The sequence below is a fragment of the Paraburkholderia sp. RL17-383-BIF-A genome, from assembly GCF_046028015.1.
Classification (GTDB): Bacteria; Pseudomonadota; Gammaproteobacteria; order Burkholderiales; family Burkholderiaceae; genus Paraburkholderia.
Map to the genome: position 1 here is coordinate 20,690 of NZ_JARESR010000025.1, position 25,199 is coordinate 45,888.

At 65.6% G+C, this 25,199-nt stretch carries 18 protein-coding genes and 1 riboswitch; of the genes, 7 read left to right on the forward strand and 11 right to left on the reverse strand.

Translation table 11 applies throughout. The annotated features are described in order from the left end of the window. Nucleotides 1-128: 128 nt before the first annotated feature. Genes P0D71_RS24935 through recC form a run of 3 tightly spaced genes read right to left on the reverse strand, consistent with a single transcriptional unit; the run spans nt 129 to nt 9,321 of the window. Nucleotides 129-2,252, reverse strand: coding sequence for an AAA family ATPase (locus P0D71_RS24935; RefSeq protein ID WP_408482602.1), 2,124 nt, complete (start codon nt 2,250-2,252; stop codon nt 129-131). Then, nucleotides 2,249-5,941: an exodeoxyribonuclease V subunit beta gene (recB, locus tag P0D71_RS24940; RefSeq protein ID WP_408482604.1), complete on the reverse strand. Its 3,693-nt coding sequence runs from the start codon at nt 5,939-5,941 to the stop codon at nt 2,249-2,251. Before recB ends, P0D71_RS24935 begins: the two co-directional genes overlap by 4 nt. Continuing rightward, nucleotides 5,938-9,321 (reverse strand): exodeoxyribonuclease V subunit gamma, encoded by a 3,384-nt coding sequence (gene recC / locus P0D71_RS24945; RefSeq protein WP_408482606.1) that lies wholly within the window; start codon nt 9,319-9,321, stop codon nt 5,938-5,940. Before recC ends, recB begins: the two co-directional genes overlap by 4 nt. A gap of 203 nt (nt 9,322-9,524) precedes the next feature. Here recC and P0D71_RS24950 point away from each other — a divergent pair, with 203 nt between their 5' ends. Further along, on the forward strand, nt 9,525-12,077 hold the full coding sequence (locus P0D71_RS24950; protein ID WP_408482608.1) for an FUSC family protein: 2,553 nt from the start codon (nt 9,525-9,527) through the stop codon (nt 12,075-12,077). Between the two features lie 129 nt (nt 12,078-12,206). Here P0D71_RS24950 and P0D71_RS24955 read toward each other — a convergent pair whose 3' ends face one another. Then, nucleotides 12,207-12,416, reverse strand: coding sequence for a hypothetical protein (locus P0D71_RS24955; RefSeq protein WP_408296992.1), 210 nt, complete (start codon nt 12,414-12,416; stop codon nt 12,207-12,209). Nucleotides 12,417-12,654: 238 nt separating this feature from the next. Next, nucleotides 12,655-13,128, reverse strand: a complete 474-nt coding sequence (locus P0D71_RS24960; RefSeq protein ID WP_408482678.1) for an Lrp/AsnC family transcriptional regulator — start codon at nt 13,126-13,128, stop codon at nt 12,655-12,657. Nucleotides 13,129-13,266: 138 nt separating this feature from the next. Here P0D71_RS24960 and P0D71_RS24965 point away from each other — a divergent pair, with 138 nt between their 5' ends. Then, on the forward strand, nt 13,267-13,935 hold the full coding sequence (locus P0D71_RS24965; protein WP_408482610.1) for a cysteine dioxygenase family protein: 669 nt from the start codon (nt 13,267-13,269) through the stop codon (nt 13,933-13,935). Between the two features lie 180 nt (nt 13,936-14,115). Here the strand turns inward: P0D71_RS24965 and P0D71_RS24970 are convergent, their stop codons facing one another. The 4 genes from P0D71_RS24970 to P0D71_RS24985 all read right to left on the reverse strand — a co-directional run bounded on the left by P0D71_RS24970 (nt 14,116) and on the right by P0D71_RS24985 (nt 18,713). Then, entirely contained in the window at nt 14,116-16,740 is a 2,625-nt protein-coding gene (locus tag P0D71_RS24970) for a mechanosensitive ion channel domain-containing protein (RefSeq protein WP_408482612.1), read from the reverse strand. A gap of 165 nt (nt 16,741-16,905) precedes the next feature. Further along, nucleotides 16,906-17,553, reverse strand: coding sequence for an NAD(P)-dependent oxidoreductase (locus P0D71_RS24975; RefSeq protein ID WP_408482614.1), 648 nt, complete (start codon nt 17,551-17,553; stop codon nt 16,906-16,908). Nucleotides 17,554-17,696: 143 nt separating this feature from the next. Continuing rightward, entirely contained in the window at nt 17,697-18,152 is a 456-nt protein-coding gene (locus tag P0D71_RS24980; protein ID WP_408186824.1) for an Rrf2 family transcriptional regulator, read from the reverse strand. A gap of 87 nt (nt 18,153-18,239) precedes the next feature. After that, entirely contained in the window at nt 18,240-18,713 is a 474-nt protein-coding gene (locus tag P0D71_RS24985; protein WP_408186825.1) for a BCAL1086 family glycoprotein, read from the reverse strand. A gap of 339 nt (nt 18,714-19,052) precedes the next feature. Here P0D71_RS24985 and P0D71_RS24990 point away from each other — a divergent pair, with 339 nt between their 5' ends. Both P0D71_RS24990 and P0D71_RS24995 read left to right on the forward strand, forming a co-directional pair. Then, on the forward strand, nt 19,053-19,634 hold the full coding sequence (locus P0D71_RS24990) for a DJ-1/PfpI family protein (RefSeq protein ID WP_091794967.1): 582 nt from the start codon (nt 19,053-19,055) through the stop codon (nt 19,632-19,634). Between the two features lie 141 nt (nt 19,635-19,775). Then, nucleotides 19,776-20,099: a hypothetical protein gene (locus tag P0D71_RS24995; RefSeq protein WP_408186826.1), complete on the forward strand. Its 324-nt coding sequence runs from the start codon at nt 19,776-19,778 to the stop codon at nt 20,097-20,099. Between the two features lie 3 nt (nt 20,100-20,102). Here the strand turns inward: P0D71_RS24995 and P0D71_RS25000 are convergent, their stop codons facing one another. Continuing rightward, on the reverse strand, nt 20,103-21,872 hold the full coding sequence (locus tag P0D71_RS25000; protein WP_091794973.1) for a sensor histidine kinase: 1,770 nt from the start codon (nt 21,870-21,872) through the stop codon (nt 20,103-20,105). Nucleotides 21,873-21,925: 53 nt separating this feature from the next. Here P0D71_RS25000 and P0D71_RS25005 point away from each other — a divergent pair, with 53 nt between their 5' ends. The 3 genes from P0D71_RS25005 to crcB all read left to right on the forward strand — a co-directional run bounded on the left by P0D71_RS25005 (nt 21,926) and on the right by crcB (nt 24,155). Next, entirely contained in the window at nt 21,926-22,297 is a 372-nt protein-coding gene (locus tag P0D71_RS25005; RefSeq protein ID WP_408482616.1) for a hypothetical protein, read from the forward strand. Beyond that, nucleotides 22,285-23,472 carry an ammonium transporter gene (locus P0D71_RS25010; RefSeq protein WP_091794976.1) on the forward strand — a complete coding sequence of 396 codons (1,188 nt, stop codon included), beginning with the start codon at nt 22,285-22,287 and terminating at the stop codon, nt 23,470-23,472. Before P0D71_RS25005 ends, P0D71_RS25010 begins: the two co-directional genes overlap by 13 nt. Nucleotides 23,473-23,636: 164 nt before the next feature. Then, nucleotides 23,637-23,698, forward strand: a riboswitch (Fluoride riboswitch). A 76-nt stretch (nt 23,699-23,774) separates the two neighbouring features. Next, complete coding sequence (gene crcB / locus P0D71_RS25015; protein ID WP_408482618.1) at nt 23,775-24,155, forward strand: fluoride efflux transporter CrcB; 381 nt, start codon at nt 23,775-23,777, stop codon at nt 24,153-24,155. 51 nt (nt 24,156-24,206) lie between these two features. On the opposite strand, the gene P0D71_RS25020 is transcribed toward crcB, so the two are convergent. Further along, nucleotides 24,207-25,157, reverse strand: coding sequence for a GGDEF domain-containing protein (locus P0D71_RS25020; protein ID WP_408482620.1), 951 nt, complete (start codon nt 25,155-25,157; stop codon nt 24,207-24,209). Nucleotides 25,158-25,199: the final 42 nt, after the last annotated feature.

Genomic DNA, 25,199 nt, shown 5'->3' on the forward strand with positions numbered 1-25,199 from the left:
CTGCCGTTCTGCCGTTCTGCCGTTCTGCCGCCCTGCCGCCCTGCCGCCCTGCCGCCCTGCCGCTCTGCCGCTCTGCCGCTCAATGTTGGCAGCGGACCTCGAAGCAGTGCCGCTGCCCGCGCATCATTCTATTCAGCGCCGCGCCACGCCTGCGCTATCCGCGCGGCCAATCCCGAATCGCGCTGCGTTGGCGTCGCAATTGCCTGCGCCAGCACGGCGCGAGCGCCGACCACTTCCACCCGCTCGCGCGCGCGGGTGATCGCCGTGTACACCAGTTCGCGCGACAACACCCGGCTGAACACCGACGGCAGCATCAACACGGCATGCTCGAACTCCGAGCCCTGCGACTTGTGAACCGTGAGCGCGAAAGCGGTGTCGTGCGGTGGAAGCGCCGCCGGCGATACCGCTCGCAAACCGCCGTCGCCGGTACGGAAATACACCCGCAACGTGCCGTTCGCGCCCGGCAGCGCAATGCCGATGTCGCCGTTGAAAAGACCGAGTGCGTAGTCGTTGCGCGTCACCATCACGGGGCGCCCGGCGAACCACTGCGCGCCCACTGCCAGCGTCACGCCGGCTGCGCGCCGCACTTGCGCCGCCATCGCCGCATTCACCTGGTCGACACCGCGCGGACCGGACCGGGTCGCGCACAGAATGCGGAAACGGTTCAACGCGTCGAAAAGCGGCAGCGGGTCGGGCGTGTCGGCCGCGAGCGCCGCGGCAAGCGCGTCGGCGTAGGGTGCGAAACCCGCAGCAAGGCGCGCGACGGTGCGCTCGGCAAGCGTCGCGTGTGTGTCTTCGTGAAGCGCCGCCGCGCAAGATTCCACGGGATCGATGCGCAGCACGTCGAGCGCCGCGCTTGCCGAGCCGTTACGGATCGCGAGCGATAGGCGGCCGATCGGCGATTCGAGACCGAACCGGTAGTTGCGCTCGAGCCAGACGACGCAATCGGCGAGCGCGCTTTGCGTGTGCGCTGCCGACCCAGGCGGTGACGCGGCGCTGTCGAACAGCTCACCGGCGCGCGATTCATCGAAGGTGTCCGACGAATCCGCGTATGCAAACAGATCGTCGGGCCGCGCTTCGAAGTCGTCCGGCACATCGGCTTGCGCGGGCAAACCGGCGGCCTCTTCACTGAAACTGCGCGATGCGCCCGGCAGCGCCTGCCTGAGCCGCGTTTCGTCGATGCCAAGCGCCGCGGCGATCCGCTGCAAACCCTCTTGCGTGAAGGTCGGACGAGCGCTGAGCTCGGCGAACACCGCGCCGGCTTCGACTGCGGCGAGTTGGTCCTTGTCGCCGAGCATCACGAGGCGCGTCTGCGGTGCAATGGCATCGAGCAGGTGCGCTGCCATGGCGACGTCGATCATGGAAGCCTCGTCGATCACCACGACGTCGTAAGGCAACGGATTGTCCCGATGATGCCGGAAGCGCCCTCCCGGCCCGGAGCCGAGCAAACGGTGCAACGTGTACGACGTCTGCGGCAAACGCGCGGCGAGTTCGGGCGGCAGATCGCCGGCGCGCGCGAGCAAGGCTTCCTGCATGCGCTGCGCCGCTTTGCCGGTGGGCGCCGCCAGCGCGATTCGCAAGTCCGCGCGCGCATCGAGCAGGCACGCAAGCACGCCGACCACGGTAGTGGTCTTACCGGTGCCGGGTCCGCCGCTGACGATGGTGAGTTGCCCCGACAACGCCATGACCGCCGCGACACGCTGCCAGTCGACCTCGTTATCCTTCGGCGCCCCGAAGTAGCGCAGCAGACGCTCGCGCAGCGTTTGGGCGCCGACGCCCGCTCCAGCTCCAGCAGTGGCATCAGCGCCCGCAGCCACCGCAGCCACTTCAGCATGCGCGACCAACGCGCGCGCAAGCCGCCGCTCGTAGTCGTAGTAGCGAGCCAGATACAGCCGCCCTTGCCCATCGACCACCAGCGGCCGCAACGCCGCCGCGCTTTGCGTACCGTCGCTCGCCATGCCGCTGGCGAACAGCGCCGCACGCGCCTCGGCGCTCGTTGCCGCGAAGCGTCTGGCCAGCAACGCAAGCGGAACGCACACGTGGCCTTCAGCCGTCGCGCGGCTCGCCGCGAACGCGGCTCGCGCCGCCCACTTGACCGCTTCCGCCGATGCGCCGCCGCGCCGCGCCAGCGTGCCGATGCGACGCGCGAAACCTTCCGCGAGCGCAATGCTGAAATCGGCCGGCGCGGGCAAACTCACGCCGATATCGTCGAACTCCGGCGGCGCCGATGCGCTCTGTTCGAACGTGCTCATGCGACACCTCCGATCATGGCCGCATCGAGCAGCGCGACCAGTTCGAATGCGGGCCGCCGCATATGCACGCCTGCCGGTCCATCGGCGTCGTGCCAATGCGGACGCACGCCTCGCACGAACAGATACAGATAGCCGCCAATATGCGTGTGGTACGAATAATCACGCACCCGCGTTTTCAGATAGCGATGCAGCGCGACCGTATAAAGCAGCGCCTGCAGGTGATAGGCATGACTCGCCATGGCCGCTTCGAGCGGCGCGGCGGCGTAGTCGGCGGCCGTGGCGCCCAGATGGTTCGACTTCCAGTCGACGATCCAGAAACGTCCGTCGTGCTCGACGATCATGTCGATGAATCCTTTGACGAACCCGCGCAATACGCCGGGTTCCAGTGCAACGTCGGGATAGCCGTGTTCGATCAGCAACTCGCGCAACGCGGGAAAATCGAGCGACGGCGCCGCGAACAGAAACTCGAGTTCGTTCAGACGCCGGCGCGGATTCAGATTGGCCAGCCTCATGCCGGGCTGCAGTTCGGTGGTGACCACGTCCGTGAGCAGGTTGTGCATCATCGCGGGCAGGCGTGCGGCGAGTTCGGGCACAGCCGGCGCCGGACGCTCGCGCAGCGCACCGCGAATGGCGTCGCCCCACGTATGCGGGTCGGTGAAATCGGCGAGTTCGAACATACGATGCAGACAGTCGCCGGCCGCCGCGCCGCGCGGGAACGCGAGAATGTCGTCTTCCGCATGGGCCTCGGCGTGCGGCGCGGGCACCGGCGTGACGACGAATGCATCGGCAATCTCGTCATGATCCGGGCGCACCTCTTCGACCGGCGTGTGCGCTGCCTCGGCTTTACTGCCCGCGGCAATCAGCCCACTGAAACTCGCCATGCGCCATTGATCGCGCAGCGGCCTGCGATTGGCCCGCGCCTGCATGTGCGCCTCGCGGTCCTGAAGGCTTTCCAGCGGCACGCGGCGTTCGGGCCGCGGCAGTGCCTGCAGCGTGATCGGGCCGCCCGCCAGCGCTTGCCAGCGCGCCGATAACGCCGCCTCGTCGGGCGGCTCGGCGAGCCAGTCGTCGAAGCTGTGGCCGTCGCCGCCCACCAGCCAGTTCAACACGCTGCGGCGCGACTCCTTGGTGGAGCGCGACGACAGGTACGTGCCGGCGACGAGATAGCAGCGGTACACCGCGCGCGTCAACGCCACGTAGACGAGCCGCGCCCTCTCCGCGGCCTGCTCGCGCACCGCGTAACGCGACGCATGCTCGGCCTCTTCGTCGTCGCAACCGTAGTGCAGCACCGCGGCGCCTGCTTCGTCGTGGTACTCGCGCGCATCCGGCAAACCGGACGACGGTGGCTCGCGCAACGCGCCATCGTTCAGGAACGGACAGAACACCACCGCATATTCGAGCCCTTTCGATTTGTGGACCGTGACGATCTGCACGAGATTGCGATCCGATTCGAGCCGCAATTGCGCGTCTTCGCCGCCGCCCTGCGCGCGTTGCGCGGCGAGCCAGCGCAAGGTGGGCGCGATGCCCGGCTGCGTCGCGGCACGAGCCTGCACGAGTTCGGCCAGGTGGTTCACGTTCGTCAAACGACGCTCGCCGTCCTGTCCGGCAACCAGCCGTTGCGCGACGCGCAGCTCGCGCATCAGCGTGCGCCACATCACCGCGAAGCCGCGCTCATGCCACAGCGTGCGGTAGCGTGAAAAACGCTCGACCCAACCCATCGCATCGGCGGCGTGCGCGGGATCGTCGGCGGCCGACGGCGCGTCGGCGACCTGCTCGAGGCGCCACAACGCCGCGGCGTCGAGACCCAGCCAGTCGGTTGCCAGCGCGGCGCGCAAACGGCGCAGATCGCCCGGCGTATCGACTGCGGCTAGCACGCGTTCGATCTGCTCGGCGTCGAGCGTCGCGAATACCGACGCCTGCGCCAGTTCCACGCTGCCGACACCCCATGCGGCCAGCACGCGTTTGATCAGACTGCCTTGCTTATGCGTTTGCACCAGCACCGCGATGTTGCCCGGCGCGAGCGGCGCGTCGCCGATCGTCACCGTGCCTTCGCGCGCGCCGCGCAGCAGGCGCACGATCTCGGCGGCGCACGCCTCGCTCGCTTCGCGCTGAGCCTCGCGCTTGGTCAAGGCGGCGTCGCCTTGCGGCAAGGTCCAGATACGGAAGTCGCCCGTGCTCGTGCCCGGATCGGCGAACGGTGGCCGGCGCCGTTCGCCCGCACGCACCGGCTGATAGTCGAGCCCCTCCAGCACGAATGCCTGACGATTGGCTTCGAAGAGCCGGTTGCACGCCTGAACGATAGGCGCGGTCGAGCGCTGATTGACGGCCAGCGTGTAGCGCGCGGATGCCGCCTCGCGCGCCTTCAGATAGGTATGCAGATCCGCCGCGCGAAAACTGTAGATCGCCTGCTTTGGATCGCCGACCAGAAACAGCGGACCGGCCGGCGCGAAGATGCGGCTGAAGATCGCGAACTGCAGCGGATCGGTGTCCTGAAACTCGTCGATCAGCGCTGCGGGATAACGCGCGCGCAAAGCATCGGCAAGCCAGGGGTGCGCGGCGAGCGCGCGGTACAGGTTGGACAGCAGATCGTCGAACGACACGACCCGGCGCGTGCGCTTGCGCGCCACCAGCTCGGCGGGTGCGTAGTCGAGCCAGCTTTGCACGAGCGAAAGCCAGCGCGCGCGTTGCGCGGCTTCGGCCGCGACCACGGCCGCGGCCAGCGCTTCGGCGTGCTCGAAGAACGGATGCTCAGGCGGTTCGAACTTGACCTTGGTGGCCTTCTTCAAAGCTGAAACCGTGAGCTTCAACGCGGCTTTCGGCGGCGGCGCATGGCAGTCGCCCTGCGCGAAGTACTCGGTCCATGCGGCGATGGCGGCGCTCACATGGTCGGGCTTGTGCGACGTCTTGCTCAAACGGTCTTGCGCCTCGGCGAGCAAAGTGACGATCCTGTCGCGTTGCGCATGCCAGAGGTCGCAGGCTGCGTCAAAACCGGCTTGCGGATCGGCGCCATTGCCGCTTGCGTCGAGCTTGCCCCAGCGCAACTGCGCCAGCGGTTTTTTCAGACGCCGTGCGAGTTGCTCGTCGAGTGAAGCGGGACCGGCGCGTTTGCCCACCAGCCACGCGGCGAACGCGGGATGCGCATGCGCCACCGGCTCCACCTGCTCACGCCAGAAATCAGCGGCCATTTCGAAGCGCAAGGCCGCGTCGTCGGCTTCCATTTCAAACGCGAACGGCATGGCCGCGGCGAACGGCGCCTCCTGCAACGCGCGCTGACAGAACGCGTGAATGGTGTGAATCGCCGCCTGGTCGAAGGTGCGCAGCGCGCGCCGCACCACCTTCAAGGCGGCCTCGCGCTCGATGCCCCGCTCCGGCGCGAGCGTCGTTTCAAAGAGACGGCGGATGAACGGATCGCCGCCGTCGTCATCCATTTCGATTGCACGGTCCAATTCGGCGAGACGGCCGCGAATGCGCTCATGCAGTTCCGCGGTCGCCGCCTTCGTGAACGTGACGACGAGAATCTGATCCGCATTCAGGTTTTTTTCGAGCAGCAGCCGCACGTACAAGGCGCAAATATTCCAGGTCTTACCGGTCCCCGCGGAGGCCTCGATCTGATTCACGCCGTCGAGCGAACAGGCGAAGACGTCGAGCTCTTCGGCCACCAGCGCGTAACTGTGCTTGCCCCCGCTCATGACGCGCTCCGCAGATGCTGGATGAGCGGCTTGAACACGATCGCGGCAAGACTGCCGAACGGTTCGTCGAGCGTGAGCGGCGTGCCGCGCAAGGCAATGCGCAAGGCGGGGTCGTCGGACTCGCCGCGCACGCGGTCGTTGATCCAGACACCGAGCGCCGCGGAATCGCTTTCGCTGACTTTGGTCCACGCGCTCTTCGGGAAAAAGCGCAGCGGCAGCCTGCGCCCGGCCTTGAACAACGCGGCAAGCGGCGCGAGCTGGTCGAGCGGCGCGGCGACCGGCGTGAGCTCGAAGCTTTCGCCGCTGCCATGCCATACGGTGCGGCGCGGACCTTGCGGTCGCGCGGCGCAATACACCAGGTGCGCAAGCCACGCCGACAGATAGTCGCGTGCGGTGGGTTTGGCGTAACGGAAAATCACTTGTCCTGTTTCGGTGAGCAGATTCAGACTGCCGTGCAGTTGCAGCGGCGTTTCGGCCGCTTGCCGCAGCAGCGCGTCGTAGGGGCCAAAGAGCGCCCCGGCCATGTCCGCGCTATCCGGCCAGCGCGGCGCGATGTCGAGCACGAACGGCAAACGCTCGACACCCGAAGCCACTTCGCGGCGCACGCTGTCGGCGAGCTGGCGCAACGCGCCGAGCTCACGTGCGCGCCACACTGCGCCGGTCGCGCCGCCCGGCAGTTCCGGGCTCGCAGCCGCCACGCGGCGTACGCGTTCGAAAATGACATCGTCGTCCGTATCGGCGTCGAGCAACACTGGCAAAAGACGATCCGCCAATGCGTCGCGCCCTGAGTAATCCAGGTCGAACGGTTCGGTGTCGAGCAACTCGCCCTGTGCGTCCGACAACACGATGCCCAGACGGTCGCGCAACAATGCCCGCGCGGGATGGCGCCAGAAACGCACAAATTCGTCGAAGGCGATCGGTGCCGGGTCTTCCGGCGGCAACGGCTGATCGAAGAAAGGCGCGGCAGCGGAATGCGTGGGCGCGGCGAGCAATGTGGCCAGCTCCGCGCGATCCGCGTCGTAGCTGAATAGCCCGGATTGCGGCGAGAAATAGTCCGATGCGAATGCCTGCAACGGATGATCGACGACGAACGCATGCCGCGCGCGCTCCACTTCGGCCGGGCTCGCGCCCTCGCCCGCGGACACTCGCGCGAGATGGTCGAGCAATTCGTCGACCAGCGCGGCCGGCGGCAACGGCGCGTTGTCGCGAATGCTGCGGCCCGTATAAGCGATGAAGAGACGATCGCGGGCGGCGAGCAGCAGATCGAGGAACAGATTGCGTTCGTCGTCGCGGCGCTGGCGGTCGCCGGCTTTGCCGAACGCGGCCATCAGATCGAATTCGTCCGCGCGCGCGAGACTCGGCAGGACGCCGTCGTCCATGCCGAGCAGGCAGACAACGCGATACGGCAATCCGCGCAAGCTGGTCAACGAAGAAAACGTCACGCTGCCCCACGGCACGCCGCCGCGCGCGGGGTCGTCGAGCGCTTCGGTAAGCGCGCTGCGCACCACTGCGGCGGGCATCACGATCTCTTCTGCGCCGGCTTGCATCGCGTCGCCCATCTTGTCGATCGCGTCGCGCACGGCGGCGAGCGAATCGGCAAACTCGACGCCGCCGTCGAAACACTGCGCGAGCGTATCGAGCAGCAGTTGCGTCCACTCGACGGGCGTGCGCTCGATCGCGCAATTCGCCGCGAAGCTGTCGATGTCGTCGACGAAGCGCGACAGGCGGCCGAGCAGTTCCGCGTCCGAGCCGTCAGCGCCTTCGACCGGCAGCCAGGCGTCGACCGGCTCGCCGCCGTCCGGCATCGCATAGCCGAGGTAGAGACGCGTGAGCGCATCCGAGAAGGTATGACGGGCGATCGGCACATGTTCGCCCGTGGGCTCGACCGGTGCGAGCCCGCGACGCGCGCCGGCCGCGGCCAGCCACTCCTGCGCGGCTTCCAGCGAGCTCGCGTCGATCCCGTAGCGCACGGCGATCGCGTCGACGCGCAACCATTCGATCAGATCCGGCGCACCCACGCTGCGCTCGGGCAAGGCCAGCCAGTCGAGCAGCAAACGCGCGACCGGATTGGCCTGCGACGGCGGCAAGCCGGTGATCCGATACGGAATGCGGCGTGTGTCGCCTGGCGGCGTGGTGCCGAACACGGCGTCGATCAGGGGACCGGCCGCCGCGAGATCGGACACGGCGACCAGCACGTCGGACGGCTGCAGGTCGTCGAACTCGTCGAACCAGCCGAGCAGGCGATCGTGCAGCACTTCGAGCTGGCGCGACAGGCTGTGGCAGACGTGGACTTCAATGCCATGCTCGATGGGCAGTTCGTCGGTGTCGGTTTCTGTTCGCAGATCGAGGATGCCGTTCTGCACGGCGGCGAGCCAGCTCGGTTCCGGGTTCTCGGTGAAATCGCCGGTCTCGCCGGAGGCCGCGCTCTCGGTCAGCTCGTGCAGCATGTGCAACTGCGCCTGGGTCTGACGGCCCCACTCGGCGAGCAGCGGATGGCCGACTTGCTGATAGTCGAGCTGGCCGGCCGCGTCGAGCGCCTCGACACGTCCTTCGCTGACGACGTCGAACCAGAACTCGCGGCACGGGTTCATCACGTACAGACGCACGTCCACCCAGCGCGAGAGTGCCCGCAGCAATGCCACGTGCAACGGCGGCATGGTGGGCAGCGCAAATACGCTGACCGCTTCGGGCCACTGCGCGTTCGAGATCGCCTCGAGGTCGAGCGTGCCGATCTCGTCCAGAAAACGGTAGGCAGGCGGCAACGCGGCCGCGGGCGTTTGCGCGTCGCCCGACAGCTCCGTGAGCACCGCGCGCCACAATGCCGCTTGCCAGCGCTCGTCCTCGCGCGCCGCTTCGCTCGCACCGACCAGACGCGGCCCGCTGTCGTCAGCCGCCCCGCTCGCGAAAATCGAGCCGCCCTTCTGCCATTGCAGCAGCCATTCCGGGCGATAGGTCAGATAGTGGTCGAGCACGGTCGCCACGCGGCGCGCGAGTTCGTAGCGCATCGACGCGTCCGCCGCGTCGAGATACGTGCGCAGACGCGGCGACGCATGCCAGGGCGGCGCTTCGCCCCCTTCGTTCACCTGGCCCAGCAGCCGGTAGCAGCGCCACACGAGCCGGTCCGGCGCGAACGGCGAGTGCCTCGGCACCTCGATCACACCGCCGATCTGCGCCCACAGCCATTGCGCAAGATAACCAAAGTTGACATTTGCGCAGATACCCTGGCGCGCAGCGATATCGAGCTCGAGACGACGCCGCACCGCCGCGCTCGGGACGATCACGGGCTGCGCGGTCCAGGGGTCGGACGGCGCCTGCGCGAGGTCGTCGAGCAGCGCGCCGACAAGGGTTTCATAGCGGTTCGAGTAGAAGAGCTGGAGCATGGATCCTGGGGTTTGCGCGCGGTGGGAGCGGAACGCCAAAGCCGCGACAGACAGTGAAGCGACAGCATAACAAACGCATCCCTCGCGCAGAACCTGGCCAAACGGACGAGGTCAGATCACCCATAAAATCAGTTAGACTCGACGGCAGTTTGGGTCTGTCTCTTCAACCGCGTTTATCTCAGTGAACGGAATCCAGGCAGTCGATGCGCTATTCGGTCGAAATAAAAAAATTCCTCTATAGCCAGTACTTTTATGGCGGCCTGCGCATCGCGGTCGGCGTGTCGTTACCGGCCGTACTGTGCCTGATCGTGTTTCACGATCGCGAGCTCGGCTTCACGATCGCGACCGGCGCGCTCGGCGCATGTGTGGTCGACATGCCGGGCCCGCTCAAGTACAAGCACAACGAAATGCTGGCGTGCACGGTGATCGGGTTCCTCTCCGCGCTCGCCACCGGACTCGCCACGGTCAACGCGGTGGCGCTGTGGTGCACCGTCGTGCCGCTTACGTTCCTGCTGTCCTTGATTGTCGTGTATGGCAACCGCTGGCCGCAGATCAGCTTTGCCACGCTGTTCATGATGATCATGACGCTGGAGGAGCGCTTCACGCCCATGCAGGCGCTCATCAACGCGTCGTGGATTCTGGTGGGCGGTCTCTGGTATACCTACTGGTCGACCTTGGTAAGCCGCTGGATGATGCACCGCATCGAACAGCAGGCGCTGGCCGAAAGCGTGTTCGCGTGCGCCGACTATCTGCTCGCGCGCGCCGAGTTCTACGATCTGGATAACGACCTCGACGAGTGTTATCGCAACCTGGTCGACAAGCAGATCGCCGCGGTGGATCGCCAGGACGCCGCGCGCGACATCGTGCTGCGCAATCTGCCCAAGCTCAAGAGCGGCAAGCTCGAGCCGCGCCGCGCCATGCTGTTCAATCTGTTCATCAACACAGTCGATCTGCACGAACTGTTCGTGGGCGCGCACACCGATTACCCGCTGGTACGCACCACTTTCGGCGGCTCCGATCTGCTCGTGTTCTACCGCGACCTGATTCGCAAGGCGGCCGCCGACCTCGAGGAAATCGGGCTCGCGGTGCTGCAGAACCAGGCGCCGCGCACGCGCGTGAACGTCAAGGCGGAACTGCGCGCTATCGAGTTCGAAATCGAGTTGATGCGCAAGCAGAACCTGCCGGCCAAAAACCACGAGGCCTATTCGACGATCTCGTCGACTTTCCGGCGCGTCTGGAGCGCCACGCGCCTGATCGACAAGATGCGCAAGAGTCTCTCGAACGAACCGAGCACGACCGAGACCGAATTGCGCCTCGACCAGGCGCTCACGCGTTTCGTGTCGAGCCGCCGCGTGCCGTTCGGGCAGATTTTCTCGAACCTGACGATGGCCTCGCCGAGCTTCCGTCATGCGTTGCGCGTCACGATCGCGGTCGCCGTGGGCTTCTGGCTCGGCCGTTTGCTGCCGCTCACCAACGCCTACTGGATCGTGATGACCACCGTCATCATTCTGAAGCCCGGCTATTCGCTCACCAAACAGCGCAACGGGCAGCGGATCGTCGGCACGCTGATCGGCTGTGCGGCGAGCATCGCGCTGATCATGTTCGTCAAGGAGCCGCACTTCCTGCTGGTCGTGATGTTCGCGTCGATGGTCATGAGCTACAGTCTGCTGCTGTTCAATTACACGGCGAGCGTGGTGTTCACCTCGTCGTATGTGCTGCTGATGTTCCATCTGCTCGCACCGGGCAGCATGCGCATCATCGGCGAGCGTGCGATCGATACCGTGGTGGGCTGCGCGATCGCGATTGCGGCAAGCCATCTGTTCCCGTATTGGGAATATCGTTTGATGGGCAAGCTCGTCAACAACATGATCAACGCGACGCGTCAGTATCTCGAAGCAAGCTGGTGGTGGAGCGGCAAACCGGCCGCCGCAGTGGTCGCCACCGTGACCGAGGCCGGTGCGCGCGCCCCGGCCGCGGCCATGGCCGATCCGGCTCTCGACTTCGGCAAACCGGTGCTCGCGGCTGCTGATGGTGGCGCAAGCGCTGCAGACAGCGGCACAGGTGCTACTCAACGCGGCGGCGTAAGTAGTGGCGTAAGTAGTCGCATAAGCGCCGGCGCAAGCGCTCAAGCCGCCGCAGATCCCGGCGCGTCAACAACACCACCGGTTGCCGACGCCGGCGCCGGCACCACAACGGTCAGCAATCCGACCGCGAGGCCGGCTTCGGGCGCCTCCGCTGCCGCCGCAGCCGCGGCGACAGCGCTCGATCGCGATTACCGCTACCGGCTCGCCCGCAAGAATGTTCACGTGGCGTTCGCGAATCTGGGCCAGGCGTTTCAGCGCATGATGCTGGAGCCGAAGTCCGCGCAAAAGTTCGTGCCGGAACTGAACGGCCTGCTGGTGCGCAGCCACGTGCTCGCCTCGCAGATCACGGCGGCCGCGCCGTTGCTGCGCACCTCGGCGCAACAGCAGGCCGACGGCGTTTCGCTACAGCCGCTGCAACGCGCGTTGAGCGTGGTGCGTGACAATCTCACCGAGGCCGAAACCGGCACCCCGCCGCCCGCCGATCAGGGCGAGCAGATCAAGCAGTTGGGCCGTGAGCTCGATGCGATGGTGGTCGAGACGGAAAAGTCGCCCGACTATTCGGCGGACGCCGTGCACGACATGAAACTGCTCGCTCATCAATGCAAGCAGATGCTGTCGGCGGCGGCGTTGATTCGCAAGGACGCGAGCGTGATTCGCCTGCCGGACGAGTGAGGCGGCGTGGGCCGACATTGTGCGTGGCGCGCGTTGTGTTTCTGGCTGTTGGGGGCGCCAGCGTTTTTCGTGGCGGCGAGCGTCGCCGGAAGATCGGGCGTGACGCTCGAACCGGGGCTGCGCCCAGTATTACTGAGCCGCGCCGCTTGCCGGCTTCACGGCGTTGGCCGCTGCCGCCGCGTCCGATGAAATCGACGGCGCCGGTGCGTTCTGGCTGTCGAAATCGTGCTTTTCCTTGATTGCGTTATAGAACAGCGTGGCGATCACCAGCAGTACCGCGACCACGATGAAGACAGCAATGCCAAAGGTCGGGTTCTTCTTGCGCGGCGGTTTGTTCATGAGGCGGGCTCGGTTCGCGAAGCAGTCGCGGATGATGGCTGGGAAGGCGGCATTCTACGCCCACTGAGCTTGCACGCGGCTTGCAATGGACGCAACGAACGAGCGAGCAGCGGGCGGGCAGTAAGCGCGGGCGCGCAAGGTTGCCGCGTAGCGTCACCGGCCCCTGCGCGTTGCACGATTCGCTAAATGAACAAATGCAAACAACGGAAAAGCAACAACGCACCTGCGGCCTTTCGCCCTACCTCACCATGGCGGGCCGCACCGGCAGCGCCGTCGAATACTTGATCTGCTCCATCGCGAAGCTCGAACTCACGTCATACAGCGGCACGGCCGAGATCAGGAGCTTATAGACGCGGTCATAGTCGTCGATATCGGACACCACCACGCGCAACAGGTAATCGGTTTCGCCGCTCATCCGGTACACCTCCACGACCTCCGGAATATCCTGCACCGCACGCGTGAAGGTCTGCGCCCATTCCTCCGTGTGCTGATTGGTGCGTACCGCGACGAACACGGTCGTGCCCACCCCGAGCTTGCGCGCATCGCAAAGGGCGACCTGCGCGCGGATCACGCCCGCCTCCTTCAGACGCTGCAGCCGCTTCCAGCAAGGCGTTTGCGACAGATTCACGCGTTGCGCCAGTTCGGCGATCGGCATGGTCGCGTCCTCCTGCAGCAGTTCCAGCAGCTTCCGGTCGATGATATCCATTCCCACCATGACACCCCCATAGGAAATTATTCTACTTTTCAGATTCCAGGGGGAATTATATGGAAACTCTTTCTCCGGGCAAACCGGTATAAATATCGCTATCCGAAATTAACGATAAGCAGCCCGCGCCGCTGCCCAACGATCATGAGCCAAGAGTTTCAATCATCATCCCTGGAACGTGCCACCGTCCAACGTGTGCAACCTGCCGGTGCGACTCCGGCAGCGCCGCGCGAGCCTGCGGACCCGCCCTCGTGCGCCGGGCGCAACGCGCCGCTCGCGCGACTATGCGACAGCCTGGACGCGGTGTTCGAAGCCTGCGCCCATTTCCCCGAACCGTCCGATTCGACCTTCTTTGCGCGCAGTATGCGGATTGCGCTCGCCCAGGCGGCGGCGAACCCCGACTTGCTCACGGCAGCGCAACGCGAAGGCTCGGTCGAGAAATACCGGCGTCATCTGTTGGCTGCGGATCCGCACGGCCGCTATGCGATCGCCGCGCTGGTGTGGCTGCCGCAGCAGGCGAGCCCCGTGCACGCGCATCACACGTGGTGCGGCTACGCGGTGGTAGATGGAGCGCTGAGCGAAACGATCTTCGAATGGAACGGCGCGCAGCACTGCGCGAGCGCCACACGGACCCAGGCGCGCAATCAGGGCGCCGTGTCGTTCGTGCGAGGTGGCCGCGGCGGGATTCATCAACTGGGCAATCGCAGCGCCGAGCCAGCGGTGTCGCTGCATATTTACGGCGTTGCGGGCGCCCAGATCGCGACGCACGTCAACGAGGTCTTGCGCGCGGCGCAGACATCGGCGCTGGTCTGAAACGACGTGTTACGGGCGCCTCGCACCCTCCGCACGCCGAGCTGACGACGCGCTGCACCATCGTCTCGCGCGAATTCCAAACCCTGGGTCTCGCCGGCAATCCGCCCGCTCCGGAAATCGACTCGCGCCAAAGCCGATCCTGCCCGCTTCCGGTCGCGATCATGAGCGCCATCAACGCCATCAACTCTTCCCGCCCGCCTCGCCTGCCGTAGGAATCTGCGGCGGAATCGGCGCTGTCTGCCCGGTGGGCGGCGGCGCCGGCCGCGGTTCGTGCGAAACATCGCGCGCCACGGCGAGAGGCGCATGCGCGGTCCGCGCCGCCGCGGCCCCCGACAATGACGCTGCTGGCGCCTCCGCATGCCCATGCGGCCCCATCCCCGACACTTCGTCGTCCTGCAAAGGCTGACCTTCGCTATCCTTCGACGACGTATACACACGCATCTGCGGCACCGGAATCTCGATGCCCGCTTCGTCCATCTTGCGTTTGAGACGCAGATTGAAGGCGCGCGCCACGCTCCACTGCTGTAGCGGCCGCGTCTTGATCTGCCCTTTCACGACCATCCAGTTCGGATCGAAACGGTCCAGCCCCCACACTTCGATCGGCCCGAGCATCTCGCGACGGTAGCGGAAGTCGGCCATCAGATCGGCGCCGACTTCACGGATCAGTTGCGTGATTTCATCGACGTCGGTGGAGAACGACATGCGCACCTCGAACACCGCATACGCAAAGTCGCGCGACAGATTCTTGACGATCTTGATCTGCGAAAACGGAATCGCGTGAATCGCGCCTTGCCCGTCGCGCAGGCGCACCGTGCGGATCGACAGATGCTCGACCGTGCCCGCGTGGCCGCCGTCCACGTCGATCCAGTCGCCCACCGAAATCGTATCTTCGATGATGATGAAAAGCCCCGTGATCAGGTCGGTCACGAGCGACTGCGCGCCGAAACCGATCGCAAGACCAATCACGCCCGCGCCGGCCAGCAGCGGCGTGACATTGATGCCGAGATTGGCCGCCGTCACGATGCCGGCGATCGTCATGATCGTGACGAGCAGCACGTTGCGCAGGAGCGGCAGCATCGTGCGGGCGCGCATGCTCGGCGCGCGCGCCTTGTTGCGCGGGCCACCCGGATTGAGCGCTTCCGTGATCGCGGTATCGACCAGAATCCACAGCAGCCAGGCGATGAACACGGTGGCGATGATCGCCGTCACCGCGTGCGCGATGCCACGCGCCGCGACGTTTTCCTCGACCACGGCGGCAAGCGAGACGCCCCACAAACGCGCCGCTAGTTCAAAGAAGAACAGCCATACGAAGAGCGTCAGCAAGGTGCCGGAAAAACGCAGCAAGCGCGTGAGATACGGCGAGCGGCGACGCGTGCGCGCGCTGCGCGGACGCGTCAGGCGCAACACGATGGCCGAGACGAAAAAGGCCAGCACCAGCAGCAGCGCGGTCACCACGGAAATCTGCAGCACGTTTTCGTTCGACCCCGAGCCGCCGAGCGTGGCGACCACCGACGCGGTGGCGAGCACCAGCACGGGCACGTGCCACAGCGCGGCGAGCACGTCGAAGGCGTCGGTCGCGGCTTTGTGATGGGTGCGCTGCTCGTAAGGCCGGTTGCGGATCAGATGCGCGACCGGCCGGCGAAACGCGAGCGCGAAATAGCCGGTGAGGACCGCGGCCGTCATGTTGGCAGCGGTCGAAATCAGCGCGGCGAGGTTCGGTCCGAGCTGGTGCGCGACGTCGTAATTGACGGCGGCGTCGCCGAGCGCGCCGCACACGCCGACCACGAACAGCACGCGTCGCGCGTGATCGATCAGCAGGCGCACCGCGATCCGCCGATGCCCCGAGCCGAACAGTGAAAACATGATCAGACAGATCGCGGAGAACACCGCGCCCGCCACGATCGCATACGCGACCACCATGCCGAGCGTGCGGCCGAGCGCATCGGGCATGGCGCGCACGAACAGCAGCGCGGCGAGAAAGGCGATGATCCACGGCCCGACACGGCGCAGCGCGAAAATCAGCAGCTCGCGCGTGGTGGGATTCGGATTGAGCCCCATGACGATGCCGAAACGCCGGTACAGCCGGTGCTGCACATAGATCAGCGCGGCGGCGCACGCGCCCCAGCCCACCAGCATCGCGATCATCGAAAACAGAACGCGGCCGAAGCTCTCGTGCCCCTGCCCTGAAATGATCGTGTAGAGCTCGTTGCCGGCGGCGTTGAAGCGTCCGCCCCAATAGCGGACCGGCGTGCGGCCCTGATGCACGTCGGATTCGAACGATGCGATGCCCGACGCGATCGCGCCGAGCAAACCGGGGCTCGGTTGCGCCGCTGCGGCCGGCGCGACGTTTTGCGACACGTCGCGCAGCTTTTTGAGCTGGGCGACGAGCGCGCTGCGCTGCCGGTCGTTGTCGAGCGTTGAGATCACGCTGTCGAGCGAGCGCGTCAGTTCCGCCTGGCTCGCCGGCGAGGGTGCGGACGCCGCCTCAGCCGCCGAGGCGCCGGAAGCGGGGGACGCGCTCACCGTCGCGCTGTTGATCAGGCTCTGCAAAGCCGGGATGACCGGCGCGCCGGTGGCGGCGCCAGCCGCGACAGCCGCCGTGGGCATCCAGCCGACGCACAGAATCAGCGCGACGCAGGCCGCGGCCAGCCAGGCGCCGAGCCAAGCCGCGAGCCGCGGGCGCACGCCGCGGCGGACATCGCGCCCGCTACGGCCAGAAGAAAAGTGAACGGCGGCGTGGGTCGCCGGCTGCCCGCCGTTGAACGGCGCAGCCTCGGACTCACGCCGCAACGGGCATGACTGCATGGCAATCCGTAGGAAAACGGGAGACGCCAGTGTAGCCGCAGTTTCGCGAGGAGCAACCTGACATGCGTAACCGAATGTTAGGACGCTTGCGCGGACTTCATGCGGCGAGCACCGCGCGCGCCCTGTTCAACCTCGCTCAGGCCTCATTTCCGGCTCATTTCACCCTCAATAGGCAACCGTCGCGATCTGACGGACGAATTGGCCCTGCTCGAGTTCATCGACGAAGGCAATCGCGTAATCTTCCGCGGAAATGCGACTATTGCCCTCGGCGTCGGCAATCAGCGTGTTCGCACCCGTGCGGAATTTGCCTGTGCGCTCGCCCGGCGCGATCAGCGCGGCCGGCGCGAAGAAAGTCCAGTCGAGGTCGGTAACGCCACGGTAGTACTCGAACGCCTCGCGGTGCGCGAGTGCGATCGCCTTGTAGGCGTCCGGGAAGCCTTCCGTATCGACCAGTTGCTTGCCCGGCGCGACCTCCAGCGAACCCGCGCCGCCCACCACGACGAGGCGCTTCAGGCCCGCCGCGCGCACCCCTTCGACGAGCGCACGCGTCGCCTTGCCAAGCGCCGCGAGATCGTCCTGCGGCGGCGCATAGGCGCTCGCCACCACGTCGTGACCGCGCACCGCGGCGCTCACGCTCGCGGCGTCGAGCAGATCGGCTTGCGCCGCTTTCAGATTCGCCACGTCGGCCGGCACGCGCGCCGGATTGCGCGCCAGCGCTGTTACCTGATGCCCGCGGCGAGCGGCTTCCGCAGCGACCCGCGAACCGATCATGCCGGTGGCGCCGAACAACGCGATCTTCAACTGTTTGCTCATTTTCACTGCTCCTGTCATTAACATATATGTAACTACATTGATTACATATAACGAGGAAAAAAGAGGGGCATGAGCCCCCGATTGTCTAAAGACGCGCGCTTCGAATACCGATACGCGCCCTTCCGTTCTGCTTTACTGCCAAATCACCCGTGCGAGCGCCGCTTGCGTTCGCGTAGCTTCTCGGCCCGCACTACGTCGGCCGTGGCGTCGGCCAGCGTGCGCGCGCCGAGCGAGGCCTCCATGGCCTGCTGCGCTTCGTCGATGATGCCGCGCAGCACGCCCTGAATGTTGCGCCCGACCATGCACGCCGGATTCGGCTCCTCGCGATGCAGCGCGAACAACTGTGCGTCGTCCACCGCACGATACACCTCGAGCAAGGTGATCTGTTCGGGCGCCCGCGCCAGCAGCGCGCCGCCGCCCGCGCCAAGCTGTGACGTGGTCAGGCCCGCCTCCGCCAGCATGGTGAGAAGCCGCCGGATCAGCGCGGGATTCGTGTTGACGCTGCCCGCGATCATTTCCGAAGAAAGCGGCACGCCCTCCTGCAACGACAGCAGCGCGAGCACATGCACCGCAAATGCAAACCGGCTACTCGTGTTCACAGCAAATCCGCCCGGCGACGACAATGTGTAACCATGGTAATTACATTTAATCCGGCTGTCAAATGCCCTTGTAGTGCGGCCGGCATGTCACTTGTCCATCTGTTTTTGGGCATCGCCCGATTCGCCCGATGAGGTCGAAGCCGCCGCATTCGCCGAAGACGCCGAGCTTTGCGCCGACCACTCCTGCAGCTTGCGCCCCGCCGATTCGAGGCTCTGGCCGGTCAGCGAAGCAGCCTTGCCGAGTTGCGCATTGGTCGCGCTCGCGGCGCTTTGCAGGTTGGCTTGCGCGGTCGAGGCAAGCGCGTTGGGATCGATGTTGATGGACGGCGCGGAGGCCGATTCGAGGTTCTGCTGCGCGGCGGACCTGGTCGCGTCGACCTGCTGGCCGACATAGCTGGCCGCCTGATCGAGCTTCTGACCGGCAACCTGGGCGGCGTCGTTGAGCTTGCCGGCGACCTGGCCTGCGGACGCGTCGTTCTTCTGACAGGCGGCGAGGCCGCCGAATACGACGGCCACGAACGCCGCACGGCGCAGCAAGGATGAACGAATAGATAAAGTCATGTTTGAGTATGAGCCGCGTCGAGCGGCTTCCGCATGCGAAAACGCGCCAATGATACGCCGTTGCGCTGCACCCGCTCCTCAACGAGCATCTGGAAGCCCGCTCGTTCGAAGCTGCGGCGCGCGCCCTCGTCATTAGCGAGGTGCGGCAAGTCCGGTGACCGCGGCGCGAAATAACATGGCGAGCGGCGCCGCATCCCCGGCGCGAAAGGTGTGCCATTCGAACGTGTGCATTGCGTGATCCGTCGCGGTTCTGTCAAACGTAGTGGAGTAGACTGCTTGAGCTTATACGAGCGTCAAATGAGCATTCGCTGTGTTCCGTTGATCAATTGGAGGCATACGATGGCGGCAAAGAAGATTCTGTTTCTGACCGGCGACTTCGCCGAGGATTACGAAACGATGGTGCCGTTTCAGGCGCTGCAGGCAGTCGGCCACGTGGTCGACGCGGTCTGCCCGAACAAGAAGGCGGGTGACCGGATCAAGACCGCGATTCACGATTTCGAAGGCGATCAAACCTATACCGAAAAACCCGGCCATCAATTCACGCTCAACGCCACCTTCGACGACGCCGATCCGCGCCAATACGACGCGCTCGCGATCGCGGGCGGCCGCGCGCCGGAATATCTCAGGTTGAATCACAAGGTGATCGAAGTCGTGCGGCAATTTGCCGAAGCGGGCAAACCGATCGCCGCGATCTGCCATGCCGCGCAACTGCTGGCCGCCGCCGACGTGATCCGCGGCAAACGCATTTCGGCCTACCCGGCCTGCGCACCCGAAGTGAAAATGGCGGGCGGCGAATACGCCGACATTCCGGTCGACGCCGCGATCACGGACGCCAATTTCGTCACCGCGCCGGCATGGCCCGCGCATCCCGAGTGGCTGCGCCAATTCCTCGTGCTGCTCGGCACCCGCATCGAACTCTGATCTTTTTGCCTGATCCACCGGCGAGCGCGCCGCCTCTTTGACAACCCGCGCTCGCTAAAACTCCTCGCATTTGAGACTCGTCCGATAGTTTGCAACGAAAGGCTTTCCTATAGTCGCCGGCTGACTTGGGAGTGTTTTTCGATGGAACTGATCGACTGGATCGTCATTCTCGCCGTCGTGCTGATGGCAATTGCCTTTTTCTGCGGACGTACGCCCGCCAACTGGTCGCGGGAAAATCGCGCGCGGCGCCTCGCAGGTATGCGCATGCTGGTTCAGGCCGCGTGTTCGGTATGGGCTGCGCTGCTGATCGTCGCGCGCGGCCTCTTTGCGCTGGACGGCCTGCCGGGCTTGCGGGCCACGCCCATGCAATTCATGGCCAGTTCCGCCGTGCTCATCGCCTGCGGCTGCTACTGGTCGATTCGCGGCAGCCAGTTGCTCAAACCGCGCCGTCTCTTTACCGCCTGACGGCTATGGCGCACTGACGCCGGGTTCGGCATCCGCGGTATGCGCGGCAGGGCCGCCGCCGCTTGCGTTGCCCCTTCCACTTCCGCTCTTTCGTTCAAGAGCTTCCAGGCCCGTGCGGCCATGGCGAACGGCGTGAACACTGCCCGCCGCCGGCGACCCGTGCGTACCGGCAGCCAATTGGGCGATCCGCACCTCAGCCTCAGGCAACGACAGATAGAACGTCGTGCCCGCCCCTTCTTTCGATTCCGCCCACACGCGTCCGCCATGCCGCTCCACCACGCGGCGCACGAGCGCGAGGCCGATGCCCTCGCCCGCCGCCACATTGCCGTGCAGCCGCTGAAACGCATTGAATAGCCGCGGCAACGCAACCGCCGGAATGCCCAGACCGTTGTCCCTCACATAGAAGATCCGTAGCGAGTGCACGCCCGGCGGCGCCGGCGTGGTACCGATCTCGATCCTGCCCTCACGCGACGGATCCAGGTAGTTCACCGCGTTGCCAATCAGGTTCGCGAACACCTGCTCAAGCGCGGTGGGGTCGCCCCATACCGCGGGTAATTCGTGCACGTCGACATGAGCATGCCGAGCCCGGATCGAGCCTTGCATCGCGTCGATCACGCGCGGCACGATATCGCGCACCTCGACCTTCTGCTGCCGGTACTCCACCCGGCCGACGCGCGACAACCGCAACAGCGCGTCGATGATATGCGAGGCGCGCAGCACCGCCGTCTGCAGATAGTGCAACGCTTCGCCGATATCCTCATCGACCACCCGTTCGATGCGCTGTCGCGTCTCGACCGTAAGCGACGACTCGCGCACCGCGACGCGCAGTTCGTCGCACGCGCGGATCAGCTCCTTCGAAAAGCCTTGCAGGTTCACGAGCGGCGCACGCAGATCGTGCGACACGCTGTAAATGAACATTTCGTTTTCCTGGGTCTGCTGGCGCAAGGTCTCGTTGATCCGCGCGAGCTCGCTGGTGCGGCGCGCCAGGTCCGCCCGGAAGCGCGCCTGGATGCGCTCGGCTTCGAGCAGGCGACGACTGGTCTCGTGCAAGGTCAGATCGAGGCGCGCGATTTCATCGCCGCCGGGGCCGATCGGCGCCAGCGGCTCGTTGCCCGCAAGGCGCCCGGCGTTGTCGGCGAGGAGCGCGAGCCGGCCGCGCACGCCGCGCGTGAACAACCAGACGGCTAGCGCGACGAATAGCAACGAGCCGAACACGGCGGCGACCACCAACGTCTGCTGCCGCTCGCGCGCGGCGTCGGCGGCATTGGAACGCAGCGTGTCGAGACGGCGCTCTTCGGCCTGGAACGCGGCGAGCTGCTGACGAAAGCGGTCGAGCACATCGGTCGAGGCGAGTTCGCGGAATCGCGTCAGGACGTCGCGCTGCCGGCCCGAATGCAGCATGTCCTGAATGCGGTCGGACCATTGCCGGTAGCCTTGCACCGACTGACGCACCTGAACCACGCGTTCGACCTGCGCAGGGTTGTCCGCGACCAGTTCGGCCAGTTGATCGATACGCCGGTCCACATCCATCCACACCGTCACGGGGGTGGCGAAGCGGGTGTCGTTGGCGAGCACCGCGCCACGCAGCGCCACGGACTCGCCCAGCACCGGATCGAGAATCGCGGTGGTCTGCCGCAGCACGTCTTCGCTATGGATGGCCCAGCGTTCCGCCTGGGCCGCATCCGACTGCGCCTTGACCAACCCGGACAGGAGCGCCAGTTCAAAGACAGCCGGAATTGCGATCAGCAACAGGCCTTTAGTGGTCAGTCTCATGCATGCGCATTGGAGGTCGGTGGCCGGCAGGTCATGCTCGGGGACGGCACATTATGTCGGCGATTGCGTGGGAAAACAAAGAGGGCACGCCATTGGCCGCCCATTCGCCGGCGGGCGGCGTCGAACGGAAGCAACGAGTGCCAATTAATCGTCAGCATTTTGAATTAAACGTAAATAAAATCGAATATTTCGCCCCTATTTGGGTCGACCAGCCCGTAATCGAAACGCCATGCACATTTATTGTGCTGTTACGCGCCACTCGATTGTGCAGACCCATTCGGATGATAGTGGACGAAACCCGCGCAGAATCCCATTCCGGTGCCGAATTGCACTGGTTCGATGCGGCTCGGCACAAATTTGGCCCGCTTCTTGCATCCATTGCCCGCTTTTTTGGCATAAGCAGGACATATCGATGGAAAGTCTGAAAACGGGCACCGATACCCTCTTTCTTTTGCTCGGCGCCGCCATGGTGCTGGCGATGCATGCAGGGTTCGCCTTTCTCGAACTCGGTACCGTGCGCAAGAAGAATCAGGTCAATGCGCTGGTCAAGATTCTGGTGGATTTCTCGGTCTCGACGATCGCGTACTTCTTTATCGGCTACACGATTGCATACGGCGTGCAGTTTTTCGGCAGCGCCGAATCGCTGGCGGCGCACAACGGCTATGCACTGGTGCGCTTCTTCTTCCTGCTGACCTTCGCCGCCGCGATTCCGGCGATCGTGTCGGGCGGCATCGCCGAACGCTCGAAATTCAATCCGCAACTGTTCGCGACGTTCGTGCTGGTCGGCTTCATCTATCCGTTCTTCGAAGGGATTGCCTGGAATGGCCGCTTCGGCGTCCAGAACTGGCTGGTCCAGGTGTTCGGCGCGCAGTTCCACGACTTCGCCGGTTCGGTCGTCGTGCATGCGTTCGGCGGTTGGGTCGCCCTGCCGGCTGTGCTATTGCTAGGCGCGCGCCACGGCCGCTACCACCGCGACGGCGGCATCGCAGCGCATCCGCCGTCGAATATTCCGTTCCTCGCGCTGGGTGCCTGGGTGCTGGCGGTGGGCTGGTTCGGCTTTAACGTGATGAGCGCGCAGACCATCGACAAGATCAGCGGCCTCGTCGCCGTCAATTCGCTGATGGCGATGGTCGGCGGCACGCTGACCGCGTGGCTCGCCGGCCGCAACGACCCCGGCTTCACCTATAACGGCCCGCTTGCCGGACTGGTGGCGGTCTGCGCCGGCTCCGACATCATGCATCCGCTCGGCGCCCTGGTGACGGGTGGCATCGCCGGCGTGCTGTTTGTCTACATGTTCACCTGCGTGCAGAACCGCTGGCGTATCGACGACGTGCTGGGCGTATGGCCCTTGCACGGTCTGTGCGGCGCGTGGGGCGGGCTCGCGGCGGGCATTTTCGGCCTGCGCGCGCTCGGCGGCATGGGTGGCGTGTCGTTCGGTGCGCAACTGGTCGGCACTCTGGGCGGGATCGTGGTGGCGACGCTCGGCGGCACGCTCGTATATGGCGCGATCCGTCTGACCGTGGGCCTGCGACTCGATCAGGAAGACGAGTACAACGGCGCCGATCTGTCGATCCACAAGATTTCGGCGACGTCCGAGTAAGCACGTTTCAGCGGCTTTCTTGCCGCGCGCAAGCGCACTGGCGGCGCTGCATCCGGCGCTTGCGCGTAGCCAGAGGGCGCCCCGGATTCGAGCGCCGGGCGCGGGCCAGCCTGCTTCCGCGCGCCGGCACCGAACTGTCCCCACATGAACTGGCGGTGTTAGACTTCTGCGCTGGAGATGGCATTCTCCATTAACCGCCCCTGTGGCTGATGATGCCTGCTTCGCCCGGATGATTGCGGACGCGGCGTCGCGCGCCACACTCAGCCCGGTTTGTCGACACTCCGGTTTTGTCAGGCCTCCCCATGTATTGGTCCATTCTCGCTGTCGGTATCGGCGGCGCGCTCGGTTCGCTATTTCGCTGGTTTCTTGGCATCCGCCTGAACGGCCTGTTCAGTGGCTTGCCGCTCGGCACCCTCGCCGCCAACGTCATTGCAGGGTATGTCATCGGCGTCGCCGTCGCGGGGTTCGCGCGGGCGCCGCAGATCGCGCCGGAATGGCGGCTCTTCGTCATCACCGGCTTGATGGGCGGCCTGTCGACCTTCTCGACTTTTTCAGCAGAAGTCGTGCAGCGGCTGCAGGACGGCCGGCTCGGCTGGGCCGCGGGCGAGATCGTGATTCACGTGGGTGCGTCGCTCGTCATGACCATTCTCGGCATCGCGACCGTGTCGTTGCTGTCACGCTGAAAGCGCGGCGGGCGGCTGTCGCCGGCGCGCCTGCCGCTCACGCTTTGGTCATCAGGCGTGTCCCTGCCGTCGCGACACGACGCGATTCCTGCCCGCGCGTTTTGCCGTGTACAACGCACGGTCGGCGCGCTCGAGCGCGATGTTGATGTCGTCGGTCAACTCCACGCCGCATACACCGGACGAAAACGAGTAGCCGATCGAAATCTCCGCGCCGATCGCCACGCGCCGCCCGGTCAAACTGCAGCGGATTCGCTCGACCGCCGCCACGGCTTCGTCGACAGAGGTGCCCGGACACACCATCAGGAATTCCTCCCCGCCGATCCGGCCGATCAGATCCGACTGCCGCATCGCCTTGCGGCTCAGCTCTGCGAAGTCGCGCAACACGGCGTCGCCGGCAGCGTGCCCATAGGTGTCGTTGATACTCTTGAAATGATCGAGGTCGACCAGCGCGAGCGTAAGCGGCACGGTGGCATGCACGAACGCTGAAATCGCCAGCTCCAGATACGATAAGGCGTGCCGCCGGTTGGCGAGGCCCGTCAACGCGTCGGTGCGCGCCTCCTGAATGGCGCGGTCGCGTGACGCGATCAACGCCTGTTCGCCGTGGCGCAAGGTCGAAATTTCCGTGCCGATCACGACGAGCCAGCCGGACTCGAGCAGCGTCTCGGTCATCCAGTACCAGCGCCCGTCCACGAGATCGGTGGCGAAATTGCGCTGACCCGGCTGGCCGCGCCGCCCCGCCTGCGTTTCGGCGATGAACTCCAGCGCATCGCCGCGATCGATGCGTGCGCCGCACTGTTTGAGCACGCCGTGCAGAATGACGTCGGCGAAGGTCATATCGCGTCCGCCTTCGTCGATCTGAAACGCGGTCCTGAACGTACTGTTTGCAAAGTCGAGCCGATCGGCCGGATCGTACACGCCCACGAGGACATGCGGACCCTCGAGCGCTCCGAAGAGCGCCTGCAAACCGGCAGCGTTGCCGGGAAGGTCCAGGATCGATTTCATGTCTCGTATTTTGTGCGCAATTTAGGAAAAAATAGCACGATA